The sequence below is a fragment of the Acidisoma sp. PAMC 29798 genome (assembly GCF_030252425.1).
Classification (GTDB): Bacteria; Pseudomonadota; Alphaproteobacteria; order Acetobacterales; family Acetobacteraceae; genus Acidisoma; species Acidisoma cladoniae.
In genome coordinates, this window is record NZ_CP126994.1 from 4,031,664 (window position 1) to 4,055,803 (window position 24,140).

Annotated in this window: 23 protein-coding genes and 2 pseudogenes; 8 read left to right on the forward strand and 17 right to left on the reverse strand. The window is 58.9% G+C overall.

Annotated features, from left to right (window positions below; genetic code table 11):
* Positions 1–135 precede the first annotated feature (135 nt).
* The 4 genes from QP803_RS19365 to QP803_RS19380 all read right to left on the reverse strand — a co-directional run bounded on the left by QP803_RS19365 (position 136) and on the right by QP803_RS19380 (position 4,473).
* Entirely contained in the window at positions 136–525 is a 390-nt protein-coding gene (locus tag QP803_RS19365) for a hypothetical protein (RefSeq protein WP_284945105.1), read from the reverse strand.
* A gap of 235 nt (positions 526–760) precedes the next feature.
* Positions 761–1,975, reverse strand: a complete 1,215-nt coding sequence (locus QP803_RS19370; RefSeq protein WP_284945106.1) for a serpin family protein — start codon at positions 1,973–1,975, stop codon at positions 761–763.
* Between the two features lie 34 nt (positions 1,976–2,009).
* Entirely contained in the window at positions 2,010–3,107 is a 1,098-nt protein-coding gene (locus QP803_RS19375; RefSeq protein WP_284945107.1) for a tetratricopeptide repeat protein, read from the reverse strand.
* Between the two features lie 76 nt (positions 3,108–3,183).
* A complete protein-coding gene (locus QP803_RS19380) occupies positions 3,184–4,473 on the reverse strand; it encodes a tetratricopeptide repeat protein (protein ID WP_284945108.1) in 1,290 nt (429 codons plus the stop codon).
* 286 nt (positions 4,474–4,759) lie between these two features.
* Here QP803_RS19380 and QP803_RS19385 point away from each other — a divergent pair, with 286 nt between their 5' ends.
* Entirely contained in the window at positions 4,760–5,458 is a 699-nt protein-coding gene (locus QP803_RS19385) for a helix-turn-helix transcriptional regulator (RefSeq protein WP_284945109.1), read from the forward strand.
* Positions 5,459–5,509: 51 nt separating this feature from the next.
* Here QP803_RS19385 and QP803_RS19390 read toward each other — a convergent pair whose 3' ends face one another.
* The 4 genes from QP803_RS19390 to QP803_RS19410 form a co-directional block, all read right to left on the reverse strand.
* A complete protein-coding gene (locus QP803_RS19390; protein WP_284947967.1) occupies positions 5,510–5,707 on the reverse strand; it encodes a transposase in 198 nt (65 codons plus the stop codon).
* Between the two features lie 1,439 nt (positions 5,708–7,146).
* On the reverse strand, positions 7,147–8,004 hold the full coding sequence (locus tag QP803_RS19400; protein WP_284945110.1) for a lysozyme inhibitor LprI family protein: 858 nt from the start codon (positions 8,002–8,004) through the stop codon (positions 7,147–7,149).
* 809 nt (positions 8,005–8,813) lie between these two features.
* Positions 8,814–9,497 (reverse strand): lysozyme inhibitor LprI family protein, encoded by a 684-nt coding sequence (locus QP803_RS19405; protein ID WP_284945112.1) that lies wholly within the window; start codon positions 9,495–9,497, stop codon positions 8,814–8,816.
* Between the two features lie 215 nt (positions 9,498–9,712).
* Positions 9,713–10,501 carry a polysaccharide deacetylase family protein gene (locus tag QP803_RS19410; RefSeq protein WP_284945113.1) on the reverse strand — a complete coding sequence of 263 codons (789 nt, stop codon included), beginning with the start codon at positions 10,499–10,501 and terminating at the stop codon, positions 9,713–9,715.
* Positions 10,502–11,083: 582 nt separating this feature from the next.
* Here QP803_RS19410 and QP803_RS19415 point away from each other — a divergent pair.
* Positions 11,084–11,609: pseudogene (locus tag QP803_RS19415) on the forward strand (Tn3 family transposase); the annotation flags it as partial.
* Positions 11,610–12,668: 1,059 nt separating this feature from the next.
* On the opposite strand, the gene QP803_RS19420 reads toward QP803_RS19415, so the two are convergent.
* The gene (locus QP803_RS19420; RefSeq protein ID WP_284945114.1) at positions 12,669–13,004 is read right to left on the reverse strand and encodes a hypothetical protein; all 336 of its coding nucleotides are present in this window, start codon (positions 13,002–13,004) and stop codon (positions 12,669–12,671) included.
* A 650-nt stretch (positions 13,005–13,654) separates the two neighbouring features.
* Between QP803_RS19420 and QP803_RS19425 the strand changes: the two genes are divergently transcribed.
* Together QP803_RS19425 and QP803_RS19430 are read left to right on the forward strand one after the other, a co-directional pair.
* Complete coding sequence (locus QP803_RS19425) at positions 13,655–14,128, forward strand: hypothetical protein (protein WP_284945115.1); 474 nt, start codon at positions 13,655–13,657, stop codon at positions 14,126–14,128.
* Between the two features lie 166 nt (positions 14,129–14,294).
* Positions 14,295–14,780, forward strand: a complete 486-nt coding sequence (locus QP803_RS19430) for a hypothetical protein (RefSeq protein WP_284945116.1) — start codon at positions 14,295–14,297, stop codon at positions 14,778–14,780.
* 150 nt (positions 14,781–14,930) lie between these two features.
* Here the strand turns inward: QP803_RS19430 and QP803_RS19435 are convergent, their stop codons facing one another.
* The gene (locus tag QP803_RS19435; protein WP_284945118.1) at positions 14,931–15,407 is read right to left on the reverse strand and encodes a hypothetical protein; all 477 of its coding nucleotides are present in this window, start codon (positions 15,405–15,407) and stop codon (positions 14,931–14,933) included.
* 347 nt (positions 15,408–15,754) lie between these two features.
* On the opposite strand from QP803_RS19435, the gene QP803_RS19440 reads away from it, so the two are divergent.
* The 3 genes and pseudogenes from QP803_RS19440 to QP803_RS24075 all read left to right on the forward strand — a co-directional run.
* A complete protein-coding gene (locus QP803_RS19440) occupies positions 15,755–15,913 on the forward strand; it encodes a hypothetical protein (protein ID WP_284945119.1) in 159 nt (52 codons plus the stop codon).
* A 179-nt stretch (positions 15,914–16,092) separates the two neighbouring features.
* Positions 16,093–16,452, forward strand: coding sequence for a RidA family protein (locus QP803_RS19445; protein ID WP_284945120.1), 360 nt, complete (start codon positions 16,093–16,095; stop codon positions 16,450–16,452).
* A 109-nt stretch (positions 16,453–16,561) separates the two neighbouring features.
* Positions 16,562–16,894, forward strand: a pseudogene (locus QP803_RS24075) (MFS transporter); the annotation flags it as partial.
* A 167-nt stretch (positions 16,895–17,061) separates the two neighbouring features.
* Here QP803_RS24075 and QP803_RS24080 read toward each other — a convergent pair.
* Positions 17,062–17,340 (reverse strand): hypothetical protein, encoded by a 279-nt coding sequence (locus tag QP803_RS24080; RefSeq protein ID WP_434082929.1) that lies wholly within the window; start codon positions 17,338–17,340, stop codon positions 17,062–17,064.
* An 801-nt stretch (positions 17,341–18,141) separates the two neighbouring features.
* Here QP803_RS24080 and QP803_RS19455 point away from each other — a divergent pair.
* The gene (locus QP803_RS19455) at positions 18,142–18,948 is read left to right on the forward strand and encodes a DeoR/GlpR family DNA-binding transcription regulator (RefSeq protein ID WP_284945122.1); all 807 of its coding nucleotides are present in this window, start codon (positions 18,142–18,144) and stop codon (positions 18,946–18,948) included.
* Here QP803_RS19455 and QP803_RS19460 read toward each other — a convergent pair.
* The 6 genes from QP803_RS19460 to QP803_RS19485 are packed head-to-tail and all read right to left on the reverse strand — an operon-like array spanning position 18,907 to position 24,138.
* On the reverse strand, positions 18,907–19,890 hold the full coding sequence (locus QP803_RS19460) for an ROK family protein (RefSeq protein ID WP_284945123.1): 984 nt from the start codon (positions 19,888–19,890) through the stop codon (positions 18,907–18,909). The two genes, QP803_RS19455 and QP803_RS19460, sit on opposite strands and share 42 nt — an antisense overlap.
* Entirely contained in the window at positions 19,890–20,591 is a 702-nt protein-coding gene (locus QP803_RS19465; protein WP_284945124.1) for a ribulose-phosphate 3-epimerase, read from the reverse strand. The genes QP803_RS19460 and QP803_RS19465 overlap by 1 nt, the downstream gene beginning before the upstream one ends.
* A gap of 2 nt (positions 20,592–20,593) precedes the next feature.
* On the reverse strand, positions 20,594–21,409 hold the full coding sequence (locus tag QP803_RS19470) for an alpha/beta fold hydrolase (RefSeq protein ID WP_284945125.1): 816 nt from the start codon (positions 21,407–21,409) through the stop codon (positions 20,594–20,596).
* Entirely contained in the window at positions 21,406–22,227 is an 822-nt protein-coding gene (locus QP803_RS19475) for a sugar phosphate isomerase/epimerase family protein (RefSeq protein ID WP_284945126.1), read from the reverse strand. The genes QP803_RS19470 and QP803_RS19475 overlap by 4 nt, the downstream gene beginning before the upstream one ends.
* Entirely contained in the window at positions 22,227–23,303 is a 1,077-nt protein-coding gene (locus QP803_RS19480; RefSeq protein WP_284945127.1) for a Gfo/Idh/MocA family protein, read from the reverse strand. Before QP803_RS19480 ends, QP803_RS19475 begins: the two co-directional genes overlap by 1 nt.
* A gap of 16 nt (positions 23,304–23,319) precedes the next feature.
* Entirely contained in the window at positions 23,320–24,138 is an 819-nt protein-coding gene (locus QP803_RS19485) for a sugar phosphate isomerase/epimerase family protein (protein WP_284945128.1), read from the reverse strand.
* Positions 24,139–24,140 lie beyond the last annotated feature (2 nt).

Here is a 24,140-nt window from a genome sequence, read left to right on the forward strand (position 1 = left end):
CATGATGAAGGCTACAACGAGCGTCTGCAACATAGTCTTGATGGCACAACAAATTTTGGGAGGCTGATCAGTGAAGACGGCCTTCACTGGAATGAGCTCCAGAGCCTCAGCGCGCATGTGCTGTTTGTTGAACGTTTACTCATGTTTTGGTGCATGCTTCACCTGAGCACTATCACTGAGAAACGAGAGGGTCATTGCAATGTCGATCCCTATAGCTTCCGCGCTTTTCACATCTTGATTGGTGCAGGTGTTTTGCATTAACGTGATCTTGTTTTGGATCCCAGGGAATTTGCTTTCATCAAGCGAGAGCTTTTTAAATGTATCGTCAACCATAGCATGTATCGCCACAAGATCTTCCTTACAGCGATTATCGTTCTGCAGTGTGACATGATCTTGACGCATGCCGATCACCACAAATACCAAGAACTCAAGAGATGCCCCTGCGACCATCCATAGCACGGGGTACAGTATAACCCGAAGGGTGCGGCGCGTGCGTGCCACTTCGCGACCTTGTTTTGAGGCCATTGATCTGTCTCCAAGGAAAAAGAGATTGTCTTAGTAGGATCCCGCGTCCACATGACATGGAAGGGGCATCCGCGCTGGGAACAAAAAACTGGGTTCGCCCCCCTGCTTCATGCGTGCAATCGAATCGATTTTGAAATCACCTGGTTGTCAAAACACAGGCTTGGGAATCTGCCGGCGACATCTCAGTGCCCGTATCGCTCATCTACATTCGGTTTTTGTTCCTGCTGAAGTCCACTTATGTCGTTTCGCCAGGATCGCCGACATAGCCGACCATCAAGGTGAGACCTGTTTTGTCTTCATGGAGGGCGAACATGAACGGCTTATCGGCGATAAAGTCGAGAGACCGGATGCTGATGGGTTCAGGTGCAGTGCCCGTCGGCGCCTCGATAGCGGTCGCGGCAGCCGCCGTGGTTCCGCCTTCATCGACCGTGATGGCGACCTTGTGCGGCACCGCAGAGATTTGCAGCGGGGCATCAGAAAGTCCGGCAAAGGCATGTGGCCGCATGCGTGCTGGCGCCAAGCCCATCGCGTCAAGTGCGGGAAGCAGGTCACCGCCGCCGTTGAACGAAAATCGTGGAACCGACAACGTTACATTGTAGTCTGATAGGCCAATCCCAGCGAGCCAGCGCACAACGGGGCGAAACTCCGCGATCTGAGCGGGCTTCTCGCGGTTGACGACCAGGATCAGAGAGTAGCCATTTGCCTCGTACGGCAATCGGACGGCGGCAAAAGCGTCCTTCTGAGCCGCAGATAACAATTGGATCCCGCCCTGCATCATTGGAATGGGTTTCATGCCGCCACCCGCGAGATGAAAATCCGTATCCCGCGTCTCCTTAGTCTCAAAGGTTTGTTGCCATGAGCTCTTAAAGTAGAGCGCATTGACAAGCACCATCCCGGAGCCGCTCAGTGGGCCGTCGATGATGGACGGTATCGCGCCCCTCGTCGCCCTTCTGACCCGCGCGTTAATCTCTCTCACAACATCTGGATCGACCAGTCGGCGCGCGGTGACGGGCGCGTGCAGCGCCACGCAGGCGTCGCGGATACTTTCTTTGATCAAGAACTGCTTGTCGACATAGATGGCATCCATGCCGACCAAAGGACTATTCGAGTTCCTACCAGTGTTCAGGCGCGCAATGGCAGCGCGTAGCGCATCAAAACCCCCGTCACTGTCCAGCGTGAAGAGCGCTTTGAGCGCCGCATGGAGTTCCGGTCCAGCCCCGATATCGGCAAGTGCAAATATCTCCATGATGCTCGCGGGCGAAACAGCCCTGTTCTTTTTGGCATCACCTTGCTCAGCAAGACGAATAAGCAAACCAAGGCCGAAGCGTGCTGAGGCCGCACGTAATCCCTCAATGCGTGTCTCGCTGTCAGCCCGCCAAATGGGCGAAAGCAACCCTGCCGCAGCAAGGGAACTGAGCGCCAGGGCCCGGCGTCGTGAGAGTTCGATCATGGCTATATCTCGCGTGTTATCAAGCGGCAGACGCTCACTGGCCGAACTGATTGATGGCTTTTTGAATGTTGCTGCGATACGACGAGTCTGGCGGCGTCAATTCGAGGGATTTCTGGTAGTCTTTCAGGGCCGCCGTTTTGTTGGACAGGCTCTGATACACCTCGCCTCGGACAAAATAGGTTGTGGCAGCGGTGTCACCGAGTTCGATGCCCTTGTTAATATCGGCAAGAGCTTGGTCGAACTTGCCAATATTAAGATATGCGATTCCTCGATTTGTATGGGCAAAGGGATAGTCCGGATTGATTGTGATATCCTTTGTGAGAACGACGACCGCCTTGTAATAGTGCTGCGTCACATTATAGGCATCGCCAAGATCGCCTAAAACCCTGGCGTTTGTTCCGTCCACCTGGAGCGCCTTGGTGAGATCTTCAATCCCTGCCTGATATCGGCCAAGATTCATAGAATCGCTGGCGCGTTCGATATAGACAATCAAGAAACTTGATTTGAGACTAGCGGCTAGCGCGGGCTGAAGGGCAATCGCCTTACTGAAATCAGTCAAAGCCTGAGTGAATTTCTTCTCATCCAAATAGCCATGCCCTCGTCCGGCATAAGCCGCGGCGAAACTTGGCATTATGTCGATAGCCCTGGTCATATACGCAATTCGAGCGTCATGGTCCCCGTTTCGGTCGGCCAGCGTGCCAAGCACTAAATAGGCATCCGGATGCGTGTTCGGGCTCAGCTTTATGGCTTTTTGCGCGTCAGTAATTGCCTGATCATACTGACCCTTGATGAATTCGACGTTAGCTCGCCCTGCATAAGCAAGATCGGAATTGGGATCCAACGCCAGGGCGTTGCCAAAATTGACGAGCGCCAAGTCTAACTGGCTTTCGTCGAGAGCATCATTGCCTGCGAAACCATAGACAGCTGCGCGCGTGCGCGGCGTCTGCGCTTTATCTTGAAGGATCGTCTGACAGGCCGCTAGGGCTTCGACGTCATCCGAGTTGTTCTTGCACTGGTCCAAAAGAGCCGAAGCCGGCGTCGGCGGAGGTGTTTGAGCTTCCGCATGAAAGGTCCCGACCAGAAGAACTGATAGGAACATCGCCGATGCAATGCCAAACAGATATCGTCTCATAATAGTCACCCTTTACAGATCGAGATCCAGAATCACCCTGGTATGAGCCCTGAACCCATCCGCCGCGCCGACATGGTCAATAGCCTTGCTGCTGCTCTTGTTGCTGCTGCTCCTGTTCCTGCTGGTCCTGCTGTTGTTGGTATTGTTCCTGCTGCTCCTGTTCCTGCTGATATTGCTCCTGCTGGTCCTGCTGTTGTTGGTATTGTTCCTGCTGATTCTGCTGCTGTTGAGCAGCAGCTGCGGCGTTCTGCTGGTCCCACCAGTCCTGCTGCTGTTGCTGCTGCTGTCTTTGCTGCAGCTGATATTCCTCCATCTGATACTGGCGCGTACGCTCAGCGTCGTCGTCATCCTGCGTGTTGCTGGTTGAGGGCGAGGAGGAAGTGTTCGGAGAGTATGGAATTGCCGCGTTCGGGGAGCTTGATTTTTGGTTGTCGAGAGAGGACAGGAACTGCCGGGCCGCATCATTTCCATGCGCGGCCGATTTATGAACGAGGTCCAGGCCCGTTTTCATATCCTGCGGCACGCCCTGACCAGTTATGTACATGGTGCCTAAAGTATATTCCGCCCTGATTTCACCCTGTTTTGCGGCCTTCTCATACCACTCGGCGGCCGTGGCGTAGTTCTGGGCGACGCCCTGGCCGTAATAGTATCGATTGCCAAGCGACGTTTCGGAATCTGCGTCACCCGTGGCTGCCGCCGCTGCGTATAAGGACACGGCTTGAGCGTAGTCCTGCGGCACACCTTGTCCCAGCGTGTACAACACGCCCAGATCATATTCCGCGTCGACGATGCCTTGAGCCGCAGCGCGCCGGTACAAGGCTGCGGCGGCCGCGTAGTCCCGGGGCACCCCATTCCCAAAGTAATAGGCGTCGGCCAGATTAAACTGGGCGGGGCCGATGCCCTGATCAGCCGCCTTTTTGCCCCAAAACACGGCCTTTGTGGGATCTTTTGCCACGCCGCGTCCGGCGATATAACAGTCTGCAAGCTGATACTCTGCTTCCGCATTTCCTTGTTCCGCCGATTTGCGGAACCAGGATGCGGCAACGGGGTAACTCCCCTTATATCTGTAGTAACGGCCGAGCTGATGCTGGGCTTCCGCATCACCTTTCTCTGCCGCGGTCTCATAAGCAGCAAGCGCATGCGGATCCGGCGGCACGTAAGGTTGCGTCGCGGCCGCAGGAGCGACCTGGGCGGGCACGGCGCCTAAAGCCTGTTGAGAGCTACTGGATGAGCGCGGCGGCATGACACAGCCGGTCAACAGTAACGGAGCGGTCAAGCCAGCCAGGTAGATCATCAACCGATGGGGTCGAAAACTTATTGCCAGCCCAGGAGCCCCGTTAAACTGACTGACTTTCTGATGCAGCATATTTTAAACCTTCTTTGGCAATTCAAAAACGGGCGCATGGCAGGTCTTCACCGGAGGTCGCTCTCGTCGCTCCCTCGCCCATTCTCCGCCTTACCCCGTTGTTATTCAACGTTACCTGCTTTCTTGCCAGCCGGCTTGTATCCGTTTAGCTACATCCGGACGCCGATTTCGCTGTTCGGGGCCATAAGTCTTTGTCCCTGATCACGGCTTTTTCGGACGGCTGCTGCAGACTGAACCTGGGCGAAAGCATCTGCATAACTTCCACCAACTCGGACAATGAATTGTCATGATTGACTCAAAAACGGTAGGGGCAGCCGTCACGGTGACACCGCCCGCTTTGAACGATTTCTGCTGTTCATTCATGGCCGTGCTGCGGCCGTTCGGGATCAATGCCTTTGCCTTCGGCCAGGCACCCACCTCGGGTGGGCTCGGCGCGTTATCTATAGTGTGTTGGCCAAAATGGATCGAGTATTATGCGATCAATGGTTTTGCTCATTACGATAGCGCGATCGATGAAATGCAGTCTTCGCCGGAGCCATTTACTTGGACTGAACTGAAGCGCCGGCGGCCGGACAAAGGCGCCCGCGTTTTTGACGCCTGTCGCAGATTAGGATGGGCAGACGGCTTTCTCGTTCCAGTTGATATGCCAGGAACGCAGCGGGGGTTCGTAAGCCTCGCGGCACCCGCCTCTTTAAGGCGCTTGGACAGCGACCGGCGGACCGAAATCACTCACCTCTCGAGGGCGGCGTATTCCCAAGCTCAGGCGCTCGGCGTTGACCCGCAACCATTGGCCCCAAGGCTGCCTCCAAGAGAGCTCCAGGCGCTAAGCCTCGTGGCCGATGGACGAAATGACAGTGACATTGCCGCGATTATGGCAATATCACCCTCAACCGCCCATGCTCATGTCGAGCGAGCCAAGCGACGGTTGGGAGCCAATACGCGGGCTCAAGCAGTCGCGCTCGCACTGAGAGCAAAAATCCTCTGAAAGCCCTCTGAGTGTCGATTTCCACCAAGAGGGCCTGGCGCACATTCTGTGCTAATTGATGGTTTGAAGCGGAAGCATACTGGCGCGTAGGAGCGTGATGCCTGCGCGGCCATACATGGCGCGCTTCATTGTTTTCAGTCGGCTGATCTGACCCTCGGTCTGCCCGTTGCTCCACGGCTCGATAACCGCATTGCGAACTGCGTCGAGATCGCCTTGCAACGTTCTTGCAAAGCGCTGCAAGGCGTAGATACCGGAGTGTTATGCTTCATCCAACCAGGGATCCAGCTTGCTGCCATCCCGACCTCGGAGGATGCCTCGGATGCGCATCGCAAATGCCCGCATCACGGAGAAGTCGGTGGACGATGCCTTCAGCGCATCGACAGCGACTGCCTGGCGTGCCCTCTGTCTTCCGCCGCCACGACGAGACGAACTGTGAAAGGTGCTTGTAGCAGCCTGTAAAGCCGAGGCGCTGGATTTCGGTGAAGAGGCAACGGACTACAGTGCATCCTTCGGCCCACCGGCGGGACAGGTGGCCTTGGTAGTATGCTGGCGATCTTGGAGTCGGAGCCATGGCGTTGCGTTCAGGCAGCGCTTGCAGGCGTATCCACTTGTCGATGCGCTTGCGGCTGAGACCGAGTTCCTTGGTGATCGCCGTGGCCGTTTTGCCGGCATCATACAGCAGCCGGACCTGTTCGAAGCCGACCTGCCGGAGGCGATGCAAGCGCGCCCTCGTGTCCTCGTCTTCGATGGCGGCCGAGCCTTGCGCGCAGCGGGCGTTCCAGGCGGCCGAGTTGCTTCTCGATCATCTCGCGCAGGTTCTGGGCCATGCCGCAGAACCGTGTCACCACTGACGGCCATACCAAAGCATGCGAGCAATCGCCCGGAAGGACGCCCACCCGCATTGTGACCCAACAGGCGCACGATCTCGCTCACTCTCGATGTACGGCGCGCCGTAGGACCGGTGACTTCGGGCATCGAGCCCGCGAACGTCCGCCGAGAGCACACCGGTTCAGGCACTTGAGCCTGGTCACCGTCAGCTTGATCGTCACCGGTGATCCTTGGACAGGTAGATCCTGCAGTGACCGGCGGTAGGAACCATGGGGGCATTCGAGGCAATTCCGCACGATGGACAGGGGCCGCCCCCCGGCCCTGTGGATGCTATCATCCAACCCGCGTTGGTGCGGATAACCTCCTGGACGTCAAGACCAGCCAGCGGTGTCATAACCAGGGATTTGCTCATACAGGACACTATCCCGCTCAATCCAAGCCAAGAACCACAAGCAGGTCATGCGTCACAAAATGTGCGCCAGACCCGGGAATCACTTGTCTTGGCGCCCGCCGATGCCCCGCGCCGCGACAATATTCAGAAGGTCGTCGATGAAGTGCAGTAGGGAGGGCGTCGCGCGAGAAGGCTGGGCGGCAGGCCGCTGTGACGTTACTGGCTTCCATTCGCAGACTCCATCCTTGGCTTCGGCTTATCTTCGCTGATGGTGGCGACGGTCGTAACAAGCGGCGTCACACCCTGCGGGATTTTGGATGTTGATGGTGCAGATTATCAAACGATCCGGCGCGCCCCAAGGTTTCGAAGTTCTCCCAAGGCGATGGGTTATTGAGCGACGTTTGCGAGGCTCGGAAGGTGTCGCAGCGTGCCGTTGCCGCGGGCCGAGTTCACGCTCGGCTCGTCCACATCACTTCGGCGGCCCTGATTGCGGAAAGTTCTGATCGGTAAGGCAGGTCTTCAGCCAGGACGGCTGATCGTCGGTCATGGAATCCATCGCCTCGGCATCCAGCTGAGGTAGCGAGTGCGGGAAGGCTTTGCCGTTTGCCGTTTCAGGATGGAGGTTCCAGCGGGCGCCGGCACCGGTGTCGTCGTCTCCGCAGTCATCATCTGCGCAGGTCGCGACGAGCTTCGGCTTCCCCTCGATGACATCCGCAACGCTACCGGAGGAATAGGTCCGGTACGTCGCCCAATCCAGCCCCTGACTGCAAATACGACTATTGTTCTGAAAATGATGCGTGGCGAAACATTGATATTCGCGACTGTTGTCGGAACTGTTGTCTGGGAAAAAATCGCAGGACGTGTCGAAACCTGCGAAAGTACCGCCTGTGAATTGCGCGGCGAACCGCCGCTGCCGCAAAGCCGTCTGGATCAGGACGGGTTGCGTCGGCGCGTCTTTCGACATTTGGGCGAGGACACTCGTGCGATCTTTAATCGCGTCCGATATGAGGCTATGCTGCACGGCTTTTGAGAAACCCTCGCCGGTTTGGCCATCAGTAGCGTTGTCTAGTTTACCGAAAGCTTCGTCCCGCGCGGCGATCCATCGTTTCTGACTGGCGACCAGCATGGCGTGGATCTCTGCATCCGGTGCTGCTGTGAGGATCGCGATATAGGCTCGGTTCATCGCCGCATCGGCGTGCAGGAGTGCCGGGCTGCCACAGATCATGTGTTCGATCGGGCTAACGGCACGAGCGCAGTTGATCGCGTGGGCAGAGGATGGGAGCGTTGCCGCTGTCATAGCGACGACTGCAAGCCAATAGACTCTCATGGCGCATTCCCTCGAATATAGTGAAGCCATATCGACCCCCTCCCCGCACGAGGCGCTGACCTTGTGTCGGTGTTGGTCACGACATCTGGCGCGCAGATGATAGTGATCTTGGGGCCGGGTCGATGTTTTACCTGCGCCCTCAGGGGTAAACTTCTGGAGCGTCGATGTCTCATCTTCATTGGCACGGAGGCGTAAGGCATCATTGCGACGGAACCACCAAAGGTTTGCCCGGAAGAATTGGCTCAGTACCTTGGGAGGCGTAGCCGTTTTGTTGCGAGCCGGTGAAGACTGCACCCTGGCAACTGAGAGTATAACGCTCCCAGTCATAGCTTGTGACTATCAGACGAAAGTTGATGTCGACAGCCCGGTTTACATGTCCGATTTCGGAATTGTAGGTGGCCCGTTCGCCCACGTCTCGAACAACCCCTTTCGTCGAAAGAATCGTTTGATGAGTTCCCCCATGTGGACTCCTCAAGGGTTTGGGCATGGCCATGGCCACCTGTCGTCGATATGTCGCCTCAACATAGTTCAGGCACCCGACGAAATTCGGGAAGGGGCCAGCCGTGATCGGTACGGATGGCAGCAAACCACTCGCAAATGCTGGGTCGGTTTGGAGCAACCCACAAATCACGGCCAAAAGCATCGACGAAATTCTCAATCGGCCTCCACGCGCTACTGCGTTCGAGAGATAGGCGCCACACACCTTGAGGTCGTGGTAGCAGCAGGCAAGTAAGGATCGCGTCACAATAAGCTCGTTTCCCAGCGCAGGAGGGTCTATCTGGTCGTCTTAACGTAGATGCCGTCGAGGATCACGCGACCGTCCTTGCACAGGACCATCGAATTAGTGCCGTGAACCACGATACGGCGGTGATGGCGAAGTCGAAGCGAGGTGGCGGCTTGGCTCTCAAGCTGGGAAGGTCTTCTTCGTCCGACCGGAGCATCCCCTTGAACGCCTGCCCCGAGACAGCTCCGTTTGCCTCGAACCTGCAGTCAGGGTGCGTCGCGGCGCCATCGGGGATGCCTTCAATATCGGCCGTGACCCGCCAACCTGGGCCTTGCGGCTCTACAACAAGTGAGCCTCCGCCATCATCGGTGTGTACTCCGTCCCCGGTCTGCTCCCTGACATAAACCCCTGCCAGGGAGGCGGTCTCTTTCTCATTATCTGGCAGCGCATCCGCCCATCGTCGCCGTGATTCGGCGATGCGGGCGACATAGACCCGCTTTAGGCAGGGCGAATCGGTGCATTTGCCGCGTACCGTCCGCAGCCAAGATATCTCGTCGTGGCCGACCGGGTCGATCGTCTGGTACGGGGGCTCGGCGTTATGGCTGAACGTCTCGTCCTCGATCGAGTCGAAGACCCGCTTCAACTCGGAATCGAGATCCGACAGGGCGGGATCGGCGCAGATGAGTCTTTCGATGTGGTTCGCTGCCTTTTGGCAATCGAACCCTGCGGCCCGGGCGGCGGCGGCGCTCAGGTCGGTCACCGCGAACACGACGAGAGCTAGAATTTTCAGAGGTAGTCGAGCTCTCATGGGCATCTGCAAACTGAAAGGAAATCGACCCTAAATAATAGGAGATTAGCTGCTGCCAACGGCTTGAAAGTGGAATAGCCAAAACGCAAGTCCATCTCTCTGGCCCACACTGCCCTGACGGATATAGCGGCATCGCATAGTCGTCCCGGGCCCTTACAGGCGCGACTCAATCGCCCTCAGGGCGGTGGGACGAGATGTCCATATGCCGCCAGAAGCGCGTCGACCAAGGTAGCATTGGAGCCTTCGACGCGAAGCGCTGCAGCCGGAATCGTCACGCTGTCCCCACAGGCACGCGACACATGGGGGAGATCGAATTCGACCACTAGGCCCGCCGTCTTCGCATCGAGCCACGCCATCATGCCCGGCGGTGCGCCATCAACGCCGGCCTCCGCCACCGTGTCGCGGCAGTCATCGTCGTATGCATCTTTCTTGGGGTCGCCAGTTCGCGGTCGATACGCGGTGAGGTACAGCGCATAGAGCGTCCGGCCGGACAGGGTAACCATCTTTGTACCGTCCGCACCCATGTCGAGGCTCAGCTTGCCAGTCAGGGACGGTGGCAGGAGCGTGCTCCAATCCACGGGTGAGCCAGTCTTGAGATCATAGACGATAGCCATCGTCGAGGAGTCGTCGTGCGCTCCGCCGCAGAACTCATTGTCGGAGATCGCGTAGCTAAGGAACCGCGGCCCCTGCATCGCGACGTCCACGCTCCGGTCCCAGGAATTGTGCTCACTGTCCGATGCCTTACACGCCGCGGCGGCCTTCAGGACGGTCGCATCGAGACGGTGCAGGGCTTCGTTGATCTTCCGTTCAGCGTTATTAGCCGGCTCGGCAATCAGTGGCATCGCCGCTATCCCGGACCTGAGGTCGGCCGCAGCCTCGAGTCGAACCGTGCGGTCTGCCGCGTGAGCCTGAAACGCGGCGGTCCCCAGCACTACTGCGGTCACGAGCCACAACTGGCGGTTCATCAGCGGCCTCATTCTCGTTCCTAAGCTTTTAGAGCCATCGATACTTCGATCCGAGCGGTTCAACCACAGCCAGATAGTTTTTGCTTGTCTCTATTTAGAGACATCCGGCGCCGTGAGACGCAGCGCAGCTGTGGTGATGAGATTGCCGCGCAACGCGGTGGTTAGCGTGGCGGCTCTGGCGTATGGGTGAGGGGCTTTTCGGGCGTTTGGGGCGGCGATGGGGTGCTGGGCGGGGTTTGTGCCGGTCGCAGTGGTGAATGACAGTGTAGTCTTGCCAACTCCGCATCATTAAGCAAAAACGATCTTACGATATCACGCGGCCACTGCATCATATCGATAAGAAGGATAAAACGAATGATCGATCTTTACACAAAGGGCACTCTAACAGTTATTGCAGTGTGCTTGGTTGGTATTTTGCTGCGCGGAGCGATAGAATCTGCAAAAGCGGCGGGTCCCATTATGAAAGTTACGATATGTGCCCCCTCAGGGAATGAATGCCTGCCTTTATACGTTGATAGCTTTACTCAGCAGACCGGGATAAGAACTTTTACGCGTTAGCAAATGTCGGATTGCACGCCGCCCCTGCGCTTGGTCGCCTCTTTACAGGCCTGCACCGTGCTGCCTTCGGCCATGCTGAAGCGACTGTCCGCCTTTCATCGGCAAAACCAACTCGACCCCGCCCTGCAGAAGTTGGGGCGGGTCGCGCGCACAACGTTCATGCTGGACTGGCTTGAGTCGCCCGACCTACGCCTGGCGTTGCCAGACCGGCCTGAACAAGAGCGAGCAGCGCCACGTGCTGGCCCACGTCAGCTGCACGTTCATCCAGGGCCGCATCGCCGATCGCGGCCACGAAGCACAGTAGTTCCGCGCCTCCGGTTTGAACCTGGTGATCGCCGCGATCGTTCACTGGAACTCGACCTATCTGGCCGATGCCGTCCAGCACCTGCGCGACCAGGGCAAACCCGTGCCCGACGAGCTTCTCGTCCATACGCCGACGCTCACCTGGGAGCACATCAGCTTCTCCGGCGATTTCCTTTGGGATCGTGCTGCCGCGACCGAAGATCGCCGCCGGCCGCTTAATCTCGGCAGAAACAGGACCGCCGTATGATCAATATTCCGGACCCGTTCCCCCTTAACGTTGTTTACCTGACAACCGACGCTATGCCCTCAACTAGAGCCGAAAGCCGATGTGTTCCGGGTAGGAAGTGACTTTCTGAATGTCGAAGCTGATGACGTGGCCCGTCACGATCAGGCCGGCACTCTGCTGCAACTGATGGTCCGTGATTGGGGCATTGCGGCAAACGTCGAAGTCTTCGTCAGCTTAGTTAGTAAGAGCATTGCTAATACACACATATCTTATGAGAGGCTCCTTGTAGCCAACAAGCCGGGTCACGACTGCTCCGCGTATAGGAACCCAGTGGAACCATCCTTGCGCCATTGTCATAATCAACGTCGATTTTTGTGAGGGACAATTTAATCGCATAGTAAGCTAACCCGCCTACATCGATGGCAAAGCTACCATTCCCATTGCGGGGATAGAACGTACATGCCTTCGGAGCGTCAGTATCTACGGCACATTTGGCGGCGCGACCTCGGCTAATAGTTCCGCCATCAAAATCCTTTGACGATGTCGTTGGTTTACCGATGGAGAGCAAGTTTCCATGGCTATCTTTCACTTGAGCGACGGCTCCCGAAGAAATTAACGCGAGGGAGAAGATAACGGTACGAAGAAGGCGCATCAAAACCTCGCAATTAATGGGCAGACGATCGTTGCCAAAAGGCACGCGGAGCCCTCTTCAGCTACTAGCATCGGTCGACCCACATCGACCGCGCCTATAAGCTTGCGGTTTACGCCGCTTTTGCTTGGACAATCCGCCGTCCGACGTCGATCGCGTCCTGACGGGTTATTTTGTCCTAAACGGAACTGACCGCCGTTGTCGTCACTGACTGGCCAATGGCGCCACGGCGACAATTGAATTTGCAGCAATCGATCCCCTCCCAGCACGCACTGACGTCGATAACGCTCCCCTCCACCAGTTGCTTTTCCGGCCCACGCTCGTGCGTCTCGAGATGCTCGACAAGGGTGGCGGCAAATCCGGCACGGCGTCGGCCCCTGACGAGTCCCATCCGCAGCAGTGCGCAATCACGGAGGCGACGAAATCAGATCTTATTGTCCATTTTGCTCGTTCACCTGCTGCTGCTGCTCGCGCTGTTGCTCTTGCTGTTGTTGGTATATTTCGATCGGCATCCCGCCTGGGGTGTGATCCATGGTGTTCGGATCGTAGCCGGGGGCGCCAGTCGGTGTGCTGCCCTGGGCACTGGACGTCACCGGATGAGGATTGATAACACTATTCAACAGATTCACTCCAGTCGAGCCCATCAATATCGAACTAGCGGTTGAATTACCTTTGCCACAGGCGGCAAGTCCTGCCGTAAGCGCGATCATAATCGCTGATAAGGAAATCCACCTCTTGATAATTCTTGTTTTTGCACAAGAGAACATTGCTTATTCCAAATAGATTGATGATGCAATCATCGTGTTAAAATCACAGATGGTTTGAGTAACATTGCTCACGAAATGGAGTCAAGTTGGTCTCATAGCATCTCAAACCAAGAGACATACTTGGATGATAAGCTGAAGAGAGGTAGCTGACTTTGTCGGAGCCGTTTCGTTGTCTGTAAGTGAAAGCCTGGTCAGGGGCGGCTTAGCCGTTGAAAATTTGCTAGGCAACTAAAGTACGCCCCCGGGCATGGACAGAATTAAGACTATGGAGGAGCAAAGCGGAGGGCCGACATCCCCCGCCGTCATGGGTGTGTCGTTGCCCCCGAATTACCGTACACGATCAGGTTGCTACGGTGGCACGGATGAACTTTGTAGGCGAGCGATAGCGAAGACCTTCTGAGGATGGATGGTATTTAATGGTCGAACCGGACGGGAAGTTCCCTCATCAGGGATTTGTTTCGAAGTCGTCCACGCGGCGCGACTGGCGCGCTGCGCATTGAACCGACTTTTGGTCTCTCGCAACTCGCCCAGTCATGAGTCATACTGTAAGCTGAGGCAATGCGCTTCTTGATGCCTATATATGTCTATAAGCAGCAAGGCGCGAATCGATTTAAACTGACGTCGAAATTGATCGTGCAATCGGAGGTTCTGTGTCCCCTAAACAACCCAAGAACGTTTTACTGACGTTTTTCACCTTGCTAACTTTTTTTAGTATGAGTCACGCATGGGCCAATGATTTATTTAACGGCAAGTGGATCTATGAGCAGACCTGTGGCCCGCAGCAAGTTGCTTCAGTTCGATTGTCTCAAAAAGGAAGTGATGTTACGGGGGAGTGGAGCGATGGAAGTACCCGTGGATCGGGTGTTTACGGGCAGCTCAAAGGCAAGTTGAAAAACAATAGATTGTTCGTGCGTTATTGTGGCGGCGATGAAAGTGCTGGCTATGGAATCTGCCCAAAATACGCAGCCGAAGTCAGCGACTATTTTGTTCGTCAAGGGAAAGACTTAGTTTGGTATAAAAAGACCAATAAAAAGCTCGGTCTTGAATACGAGAGATATCTGGTGCTATACTCAACAATTAACGACAATTCTACAATTGTAGACAGTCATTGCGCGGACAATTAATAATGTCACCAGCATTGAACGAATTGGCAAACATCGGATCAGGCCTTTTGAGAGCTTTTAAACATTGATTTTTTAGATCGAATATTTGTACTTAGATCGAAAACCCTTGCCCTGGGCTAGATACCTAGCCTCATAACTTATAAAGGTGACTTTGATGAGACGGTATGTGTTTGTCGTTATCCCTTCATTTTTTTTATTGGCTGGCGGAATCGCCGCAGCTGGCACGCTGTCGCCGGAAAATCCTGATCAGGCCAAGCTGCAGCAGATGGTTACCAATCTAGGCTATGATACGACACTGTCCCCAAGCGGCAAATCTATTCAGTTTAAATTGCAGCAAGGCAATTATGTGTATCCGACCGGACTTCAAATCAATCCGAGCCATACGCTGGCGTATGCTTATGCGGATCTTATAACTTATGATTCGGCTCAGTTGGCGAAGCTGAATCTGACCAAACTGCTCGAGGAAAACAACTCTGCGGACTTCTATTTTTCAATGGAAAAGAAACCAGATGGCAAGGGTGAGGAACTCTATGCAAATGCCGTCATCCCGATGAGTGGCATCTCTCCACAGATATTGCGTAACCTGTTTCAAAACATGACCGACAGTCTCGCCGAAAGCGCGCAGGTGTGGGATTCCAGTCTCTGGAAATAGCCGCTCCAGGTCGTTAGGTATCCATTTAATAACGCCGATTTATTGCTCAGTGCCGTTTGCCGGCCAACTTACCCGTGGGTCGGTGATCGGCGGCCAAGCCGGCCTGACGGCGACGCTCAAGGGGTGGACCCTGCCGTCACCCCAAGCCTCTCACGGGGCAAGCCGCCAGCCCGCGGCGGCCCCGGATATGGATCCGGTCGCGATCCCGGCCGGCAGGATAAGCAGAAACAGCGCGTAACCAGTACCCCCTTCGTCGGGGCTCAAGGGGAAGAAGTGGAAATACGCCAGGCCCAGGCCGAATGCGGCGGCGCCGAACAAAACGCCGCCACACGCCATTCCAAGCCCGCTCCAGCACAAACGTGCCATAAAGCCCCGTTGCGGGACGTCGCGCCAACCCATCGCGGCCCCGAAGAGAACACCGGCCGGAAGGCCGGTCAGCAGGAAAACTCGGAGCACCGCGTCGCCGAAACCATCGATCGGACCAATCGACAAGATGGATGCATAACCAAGACGCAGACCAACGGCGCAGACGCCACCCACCAACGCGCCGCTCAGTATCCCGAGGACGGTGCGGCTGCGACGTCGGCGCGGCCTTCGTCGTTCGATACCATTATAATTCGACGTCATTTACACACTCTACCATAGCGGTCGGGCACCGGTGAAATCCGTGAGGGTCAAGGTCAACACGGGTGATCGCGGCGGTCGGGCTGAAAAGGCGATAGCCGTGAAATGATAGCCGGCCGCCACCAGAACTTTAGACAACGGAATAAGGCCATGACAGCGATGGCAAAGCGAGCACAATTTCCTAGTCCCGTGGCACGCTAGGCGCGAACCTATCAGAAGACGGTAAGCTCATCTCTGTTCGGTCATGCGGCCGCCTTTCTCCGCCTTGTCGAATCTGGCGAACCATATCGCTCCGGTGAGTCCCCAGCCCGCTCGCATTCGCACGCTTCGAATTGGCAGCTGGAACGCTGGTGCGCGTTCTAACTGAGTGGCGCATCCCGGACGAGGGCGCGATACATATCGTCAAGCCATCGATCGCCGGCCTGCCCAACAAGACGCAGGCGTTCTCCGATTGGCTGGCCGCGCGCTTCCAGCCAGATCCGCCCTGGCTGTCCACGATGGCCAAGTAACACACGCAACTAGAGGTACTATGACCGGCAAATGCTTCCACATCCTTCCGATTGTTCCGTCCGTCTCCGCGCCGGTATCGTCGAGTTTCCGGTGCATCACTTGCGGGGCGGCACTTCGACAGGGCTCGTCATCTGGGATCGGATCGCCCCGGCCGACCCGGAGCTACGCGATGTGGGATATGGCATCGCGCGGGTGGTCGCACATCAGTGTCGTCGAACCAGGTCGCCTTGCCTTCCTGTCCGGCCAAGTCGCAGTGACGCCGGACCATGAGGACGTGCCCAACGACATCGCTGGCCAAGCAAAGCTTGCAACGGCCAGCCTCGCCGCCGCACTCCACGACCTAGAGGCGACCGCGCAAGACATTGTCATGCTGCGTGTCTACGTCGTGAATGCGACCAGCGAAGCCTTCGGTCAGGCCGTCACACCTTTGCGAGAACTGCTCGGGGACGCGATGCCCAGCATCACGACGATCGGCGTCCAGGCACTATACAAGCCGGAAATCAAGGTCGAGATCGAAATGCTGGTTCGCCTCTCCTGAGGAGGTGAATACAGGCCTTAGCCATCGACCGACCGGCGCATACTTTGGCTTTGCAGATAAATCAGAATACTTAGCAGTTGGGACTTTCATGTCCACGACTACAAATCTTATGCTTACAAACAAGGCGACGCTGCGATTTACCGCCGGCTACGCTGCTTTGACGTCGATCAACTTTTCGATTGTTGCCAGTGCCCCAACGCCGCTTTATCGGCTGTACCAAGAAACACTCGGTCTGACGCCGCTGGAGATTACGCTGATCTTCGCGATCTATTCGCTTACCATGGTCGCGACATTCCTGGCGGTCGCGCAATTATCGGATTTCGTCGGCCGCAAGCCAATGATCCTCGCCGCGCTCGTGCTCAATGCGTTGGCGCTTGTTCTCTTCATCGAAGCGAACACGAGCACGGTGCTGATGGTGGCGCGAGCCGTCCAGGGCGTTTCGACCGGAGTTGTCCCCTGCGCGCGCCTGCGCCTCCATGCGCTTGCTGGCCATATTCCAATGGGCCGCGTTCTCGATCTGAACGAAGGCAAGATTGCTACGCAGGTCATCCCACAGGTCGACAAATTCGGGCGGTATCTGGTCCTCGCTCTTGTGGTGCTGAACTGCGATTACCATCGGGCCGGAACGCCGGCGGGCGGGTGCGTGAGGTTGTCCCGCAAGGTCTGCCAGATCAGCCAGTCGAAACAGATCGGCAGGCCGTCCGCCCTTCGCTTAGGCTCGGCATCCACCGGCACGACGAAGTTGGCGCCGCGGCGCACCAACGCCTTCACCAGCTCAGCGACCGATTCGCGCGCTAGGCGGACATCGTCTCCGGCAGCGACTGCCACGTCCTCGACGACGCTGCCGGAAATATGGATCCGGCGACCGTGGAGCGGCGATCGCGCCATCAGTGATCCTCCAGGATCGGCGAAGCCTTGAGCGCACTTGCCACCCCGTAGAGGTGTTCGAATCGTAGGGCGCTATCGGGGTAGCCGGCTTCTTCTACGAGCGCCATCGAGCACGCATGATTGCCCCGCGGCAATTGAACTACTCGGCCGGCGGCACGCTGGCACGCGCCGAACCGGCCTGCAGCAACTGCTAGAGCGCGCCCGAACGCCGTCTTGGCGCGTCTGGGTGTCAATCGGCGTGCAAAAGGGGCTCTGACTCACTTTTGATGGAATTGAGGTGCTGTCTGGCTCGGATCATCGAGGGAGTTCGCTGCCGTGCCCCAAACTTTTCGCGCCACGGCTCTCGTTCCGCGCGGTTTCGTCGTCGATGAGGTCACGAGCGATGGCGCTAGCGCGCTGATCACCGTGCGCTCCATTCAAACCGCGAGCGTCTGTCCCGGGTGTCGGGGCAAGGTCAGTCTTCATAAGACCATCCTAGCTTAGACCAACGCCTGAGGCGTATTGTTGTGACAATACCCGCAGCTATGCCAGAGACCATCAGCTAAGCGCGGTCAGCTAACTATTCCCGCTCTTGCATTTCGATTGAGCCATTTCAACAACATTGATTTGGGAGCAGGTCCCGAGAAGCGGAGGTCATTTCTGTCACCTACCGCTAGTATCATCTGCGATTGAAGCTTTCGCATTAAAACGATGCATTGACCGTGCCTCGGCACGGGCAGTGTTTAATAAACCAAAGCAAGACATTGTTGGCCGTTCGTGGGAGAGTACCTTTAGTATTGAGCTCGAAATCGGACGAATGGCATGAGCGGCGCGGGCGATACGGCAAGCATGGCGATGGCGGCGCTTCCCGTGTTCCGACAGAATCAGATTCTCACGATTCTGAAGGAGCGTGGCCAGGCGACAGTGATCGAGCTAGTCGAGCATTTTCGCGTCTCGCGTGACACCATCCGCCGCGATCTCGATCTCCTGGAGCAGCGCGGTCTGCTCATTCGTACCCATGGCGGCGCGGTCCATAACGACCAACTCGTCCGCGTCGACAGCACATTAATCCGCCGCATGGATGAGCATGTGGACGCGAAACGGCGGATCGGCGAAGCTGCCGCGCAGCTCATCACCGACGGCGAAACCCTCATTCTGAACGGCGGCTCCACCACCTGCGCCGTCGCGGCTGCGCTCGGCGAGCGGCGCAACCTCACCGTCATCACCAACAATCTACGGCTGCCGCCGGCAACGCCAGAGGCTGCGGTGCGGTCGATCCATATTCTCGGCGGCACCTATTGGGATGTGTCCCAGGTCACCATTGGGACCGTGGGCTTCGCCTCGGTCGCCGGCATCTCGGCCGACACCGCCGTCGTCGGCGTCACGGCCATATCCGCCGCCGGGCTTTCGATGGGGCGGCTGGAGGAAGCGACAGAAACCTCGAGCATGATCGATATCGCACGTCGCACCATCGTCGTCGCCGATCACAGCAAATTCAACCGCACCGCCTTCGCGCGGGTTGGGGCCTTCGACCGCATCGATATCCTCGTGACGGATGCACCGCCGCCGGATGCGATGCGGCAAGTCCTAGACGCCGCCGGTGTCGCCCTCGTCGTGTGCGGCGGCTGAGGCCGAAAAGACTAGGCTGGCGGCCCCCATCAAGCCGGCCTGGCCGCCCAGCGCCGCCACCACCAGCGGCACGTCCCGGTAGGGTGGCATGGCGCGCGCCGCGATCGTCTCTGCAATGACGGGGCGCATCAGGTCGAGGCCATTGGCGATGCCGCCACCCAGGATCAGCCGCTCCGGCGAATAAAGATGCAGGAGGTTGACGAAGCCGATGCCAAGCCACCGCGCCTCTTCCGCCACCAGCGCGCGCGCCTGCGCGTCCCCCATCCGGGCCGCCTCAATGACATGACGACCGCTGACCGCGCCATTCGCCGAAAGCGCCCGCAGGATTGACCCGTCACCGGCGCGGGTCATGCACGTGCCGCGACGGCCGAGGGCACTGCCCGAAGCGAGCGCTTCCCAGCAGCCGATGGTGCCGCAGAAGCAGGGCTCACCCTCCTGCGCGATCGTCATATGGCCGATCTCCGCCGCAAGCCCCTGGCGTCCATGCAGAATGCGACCATCGGCGATGACGCCGCCCCCAATGCCCGTGCTGACGGTGACGAACACGATGGACCGCGCGCCGCGCCCAGCGCCGAAACGCCATTCGCCGATTGCGGCGGCATTCGCGTCATTCTCCAGATGCACCGGCAATCCGAATTGCGCGGACAGCAGAGCGCCGATTGGCACATTCCGCCATCCCGTCAGCGTCGGCGCCGCGATCACGATCCCCGCGACGGGATCGAGCGGTCCAGGCGCGCCCACGCCAAGCCCAATCACCGCCGCATCCGGCGCTTGGTCGCGCACGTCGCGCGTCAGCATGGCGATTTGCGCCATCACCGAGGCTGGGCCGCCTTTGGCATCGGTCGGCATGGTGGCACAGGCCAGGATATCGCCGGCACGGTCGATCAGCGCAGCGCGCAGCTCGGTGCCGCCGAGATCGATGGCGAAGGCCGCCTCGCGCATCAACCGACCGTCAGGCCATGCAGCCAGGTCATGCGGGCGGTAAGGTCAGGGTCGCCGAAGGCGAGCGAGCCGAGCACCACGGTATCGGCGCCGGCGGCCCGCAGGCGCGGCACCGTCTCATGGCGGATGCCGCCATCGGCCGCCAGATGGATGGCGCTCTCGCGGCCATGGGCGTGGATGATCGCCCGTGCCTCCACCAGTCGTGGGCAGGCAAGTTCCGACAGTACCTGGCCCTTCACGCCGATCGCCGTGCCGAGCAGCGTGACGAAGCTGACTGTGTCGATGAAACTGTCGATCTCCACGACCGGTGTTTCCAGTCGCAGCACCACGCCCGCGGCACAGCCGGCATCCTTGATGATCGTGATGGCCTCATGGGCGGCGGCGCCGTTCTCGGCATGGACGGTGATGAGATCGGCGCCGACATCGGCGAACTGGTGCGCCTGATCGACGACGATATCGCCTTCCACCATCAGATGCACATGCAAGGGCCGCTGCGTCAGGGTGCGGATACGCGCAACCTGATCGGGGAAGAACAGGAAACTTGGCGCGAAACGCCCATCGGCGACGTCGATGTGAAACACGTCGGCATGCGCCTCGGCGCGTTTCAGGTCGGCCGCCATATGCGCGAGGTCCGCAGACCAGAGCGAGAATTCGCCAAGAAGGCGGTCACGCGGAAGAGTGTCGATGCTTCTATCGGCCATGGTCAGCCACCTCCGGTTTTGATGTCGAGCGTCTCGAAAAACTGCGTTACCGCGCTCCTCACCTCGGCGAAATGGCGGGAGGGCGCGCGCGCCTTGGCCGCAACTTCGATGAAGGCGCCACGCATCACCGTCGCGAGCGTCCTGGCATAGGACAAGGGATGAACCTCATCCTCCGCGCAGCCGATGGCGACTGTCCGGACGCCGATGGCGGCCGCGCGCTCCGCGCTCACGCCGGGCCCGTCCGCCGCGATATCGGCAAGAAGATGGGCGGTCAACGCGCGATCCGGATGATCGAAAAAGCCGAGCAAGGAGGCCAGGTTGTCGGGCGCATGCTCGGCCAGATGGCGCGCCGTCGCCGAACACCCGAAGACGGCGCGTGCTTCCTCGGGCGGATGGTCACGCAGCGCGGCGGCGACCTCCGCGTAAGGCCGCATCGTCTGTGGCGCGGGCTCGAACAGCCAAGCCGGCCGCACCAGAGCCAGACCGGCGACGCGGTCGGGATGATGCGCCGCGATGCGCAGGGCGATCGCCGCCCCCATCGAAATGCCGCCGATGACAAAGCGATCGATCCCCACCGCATCGATCGCGGCAAGTACATCCTCCGCGAAGACCTTGATGGAGAAGGGTCGCACGTCGCCCGCCGAGGAGCCGCCATGTCCGCGACATTCCACCGTCAGGATGCGCGCCTCCATCTCGGGCGGCAGGTTCCGTGCGACCTGCCCTTGATCACCGCCGAGACCGTGCTGGAAAACGATGGGAAACCCCCTGCCCTTGTCGAAGACCTGCAGGACTGCCTCGCCGCGCACCAGCCACGTCATGTCGCGGCAGCCCGAAGGTATCGTGCCACGGACGGCGCTTCCTCGGCACTCAACCCATGGGTCACCAGCGGTCCATCGAATCCCACGCCGCGCAGCCGTGCGACGAAATCGGCGAAGTCGACGATGCCGTGACCGACCGGGACGAGGCGACCATCCGCAGCGCGATCCTTGGCATGGGCCATGGCGATCCGAGCGCCCAGCCTCTCCACCGCGTCGCGCACCAGGGCAGCCGCCGCCTCTGCCGTGGCGGTCTCGAACAGATTGGCGGGATCGAGCACGACGCGCAGGCGTGGCGAGGCCATGTCATCGATCAGCCGCCGTGCATCCAGGGCCGATGTCACCACATTTGACGGCTCCGGCTCAATACCCAGATCGACGCCGAAGCGCTCGGCAAGTGCCAGCGCCTTCGCCATCTCCGTCACCAGATCATGCCAGGCAGACGGGTCCGCGTTGTTTTGGTGATGCCGCCACTGATCCTCCGCGTCACGCGTGCCGGTGCATAGCGTCACGAGCGGAATGCCGAGATGCGACGCCGCGGCGATGACGACGCCGAGTTGCCGGAGGCCACGCGCGCGGACAGCCTCATCCGGATGGATCATGTTGTAGGTGCCGGAGAGCGCAACGAGGGAAACGCCACTCGCCTTGGTCGCCGCTCGGATTTTCCGCAGCACCTTTTCCGACACGGCATCCGGCATCGACGCCAGCCCCGCGCAGCTCAGATTGAACTGTGACACCGCATAGCCGGCCTCGCGCACAGCCATGAGAATGGCCTCGACGCTCGTGCCCGAAAAGGTCTTTGCGAAAATCCCGATCTGCATCACACGACGCCAGTTACATCGGCGAGCCGGACGCTATCGCCACTGCGCACGGACTGCGCGATTGCCGCCATTGCGCGGATCGAGGCCAGCCCATCCTCGACATCGGCACCGCGCATCGGCGCGCCATCCAGCACCGCCTCCGCGAAACCTTCAAGCTGCCGACGGAAGAAATGCCCATCCGCGCCTAACGGTCGGCGATAGGCCGCGTCTTTTTCCGAAAAGATCTCGACGTCGCTGGACCGATAGAACCAGGGATTGTAGGTCTTGGCGAGAATGCTGCCGTGTTCGCCGTAAAGCTGAAAGCCCTCGTGCCAGTCCATCCGCACCGCGACGGTGAGGTCGAGATGACCCAGCGTGCCATTCGCGAAACTCGTTTCCACAAACCAGCAATACGCACCGAACCGCGTCGAAAGCCGCGCACGCACCTCGGTGATCTCTCCGCACAGGAAACGCGCGGTGTCGACCAAATGGCTGCCATGGGCGAGCATGAAATATTGCGCAAGATCGGCCTTGGGATTGCCACTCGGCTTACGGGCCAGCTTACTCGTCACCGGGAGCGGCTGGACGGCATCGGTATTGGTATAGCGATGCGTGGAATCGCAATACCATGCCTTCAGGGCTAACAACTCACCCATTTCGTCTCGCACGAAATCCCGGGCCGCTTCCAAGCCGGGGTCGAAGCGTTTCATATGACCGACTTGCAGACTGCGGCCAGACCGGTTGACCGCATCACGCAGCGCTTCGCCTTCGGCGACCGACGTGCCGATGGGCTTTTCGCACAGCACGTGCTTCCCCGCCTCCAGCGCGCGCATGGCCATCGGCACATGATAAGCGTCCGACACTGCGATGATCACGGCCTCAACGTCGGGATCCGCCAACATGGCATCGTAATCGGCGAAAGTCCTGGTCGGCTCATAAGTTGCGGCCATGCGGGCGAGCAGATCGGGGGCTGCATCGCAGATCGCATAAAGATCGGCGTTGCGGGCTTTCACGCAGGCGTCCAGATGCGCGAATTGCGCAATCGGACCGCAGCCGAGAATACCGACCCGAAGGCGGCGGGCGTCTTTCGTGATCATCGTTCCTCTCCGCCCATCAAAAGCCGTAGCGGCGCATCTGCTCGCGATTTTCGCGCACCGCGCGGGCGGGATCGGCGGCGGCGTGGTCCGACTCCTCCTCCAGCACCAGCCATCCGTTAAAGTGCGGCGCTGCGGTGACGATATCTATGACGGCGGCGGTATCGCAGACACCGGCACCGAGCATTGCCCATGTGCCTGTCGCGTCCACGTCTTTCAGATGCAAGTACCGGATACGGTCCTGATAGGTGCGCAGCGTGTCCAGGATATCGGGGTGGCCGCGCAGGATATGGCCGGTATCGGGCACCCAGCCGACAAGTGCGGGGTCGACCAGGGCAAATATCGTGTCGTAATCCTCGCGTGTCGCAAGCAGCGTGTCGTGGTGCGAACTCGGATGCAGGCCGATCTCCACGCCCGCCGCCCGGCCGCGTTCCCCGGCCGCATTGTAAAAGGCGGCGGCCACCCCGAACTTGCCCGCACGGGGACCTGGCGACATGATGGTCGCACTGCCGATTGAGACCAAGGCGTCGGGAAAGGCGCCGGCGAAGGCGATGGCGCGGTCCACAGCTGCCAGATCCTTCGCCATCATCGCAGGTTCCGTGAAGCCGCTCTTGCTGCCGATGGCGAAGGCCACCAGATCCAAGCCCTGCGCTTTGAGCGCGGAGGCGAAAGCGGCCGTCCGACCGGCGTAAGACCCGATCATCCTGTCGGTGATCTCGATGCCCGTATAGCCCGCCTCGGCGATCATCGCGAGCAATCTATCCGGCCCGTCCGTGTACCCGTCGCCGAGCATTTCCCAGGTGAAGGTCTGGCAGCCGACCTTGATCGTCTTTGGCATCG

Excerpts from the sequence above, each read along its gene's own strand:
- QP803_RS19365 (WP_284945105.1), bottom strand. The coding sequence starts at position 525 with ATGGCCTCAAAACAAGGTCGCGAAGTGGCACGCACGCGCCGCACCCTT.
- QP803_RS19370 (WP_284945106.1), bottom strand. The coding sequence starts at position 1,975 with ATGATCGAACTCTCACGACGCCGGGCCCTGGCGCTCAGTTCCCTTGCT.
- QP803_RS19375 (WP_284945107.1), bottom strand. The coding sequence starts at position 3,107 with ATGAGACGATATCTGTTTGGCATTGCATCGGCGATGTTCCTATCAGTT.
- QP803_RS19380 (WP_284945108.1), bottom strand. The coding sequence starts at position 4,473 with ATGCTGCATCAGAAAGTCAGTCAGTTTAACGGGGCTCCTGGGCTGGCA.
- QP803_RS19385 (WP_284945109.1), top strand. The coding sequence starts at position 4,760 with ATGATTGACTCAAAAACGGTAGGGGCAGCCGTCACGGTGACACCGCCC.
- QP803_RS19400 (WP_284945110.1), bottom strand. The coding sequence starts at position 8,004 with ATGAGAGTCTATTGGCTTGCAGTCGTCGCTATGACAGCGGCAACGCTC.
- QP803_RS19410 (WP_284945113.1), bottom strand. The coding sequence starts at position 10,501 with ATGAACCGCCAGTTGTGGCTCGTGACCGCAGTAGTGCTGGGGACCGCC.
- QP803_RS19420 (WP_284945114.1), bottom strand. The coding sequence starts at position 13,004 with ATGTTCTCTTGTGCAAAAACAAGAATTATCAAGAGGTGGATTTCCTTA.
- QP803_RS19435 (WP_284945118.1), bottom strand. The coding sequence starts at position 15,407 with ATGACGTCGAATTATAATGGTATCGAACGACGAAGGCCGCGCCGACGT.
- QP803_RS19445 (WP_284945120.1), top strand. The coding sequence starts at position 16,093 with ATGGCATCGCGCGGGTGGTCGCACATCAGTGTCGTCGAACCAGGTCGC.
- QP803_RS24080 (WP_434082929.1), bottom strand. The coding sequence starts at position 17,340 with ATGGCGCGATCGCCGCTCCACGGTCGCCGGATCCATATTTCCGGCAGC.
- QP803_RS19455 (WP_284945122.1), top strand. The coding sequence starts at position 18,142 with ATGAGCGGCGCGGGCGATACGGCAAGCATGGCGATGGCGGCGCTTCCC.
- QP803_RS19460 (WP_284945123.1), bottom strand. The coding sequence starts at position 19,890 with ATGCGCGAGGCGGCCTTCGCCATCGATCTCGGCGGCACCGAGCTGCGC.
- QP803_RS19465 (WP_284945124.1), bottom strand. The coding sequence starts at position 20,591 with ATGGCCGATAGAAGCATCGACACTCTTCCGCGTGACCGCCTTCTTGGC.
- QP803_RS19470 (WP_284945125.1), bottom strand. The coding sequence starts at position 21,409 with ATGACGTGGCTGGTGCGCGGCGAGGCAGTCCTGCAGGTCTTCGACAAG.
- QP803_RS19475 (WP_284945126.1), bottom strand. The coding sequence starts at position 22,227 with ATGCAGATCGGGATTTTCGCAAAGACCTTTTCGGGCACGAGCGTCGAG.
- QP803_RS19480 (WP_284945127.1), bottom strand. The coding sequence starts at position 23,303 with ATGATCACGAAAGACGCCCGCCGCCTTCGGGTCGGTATTCTCGGCTGC.
- QP803_RS19485 (WP_284945128.1), bottom strand. The coding sequence starts at position 24,138 with ATGCCAAAGACGATCAAGGTCGGCTGCCAGACCTTCACCTGGGAAATG.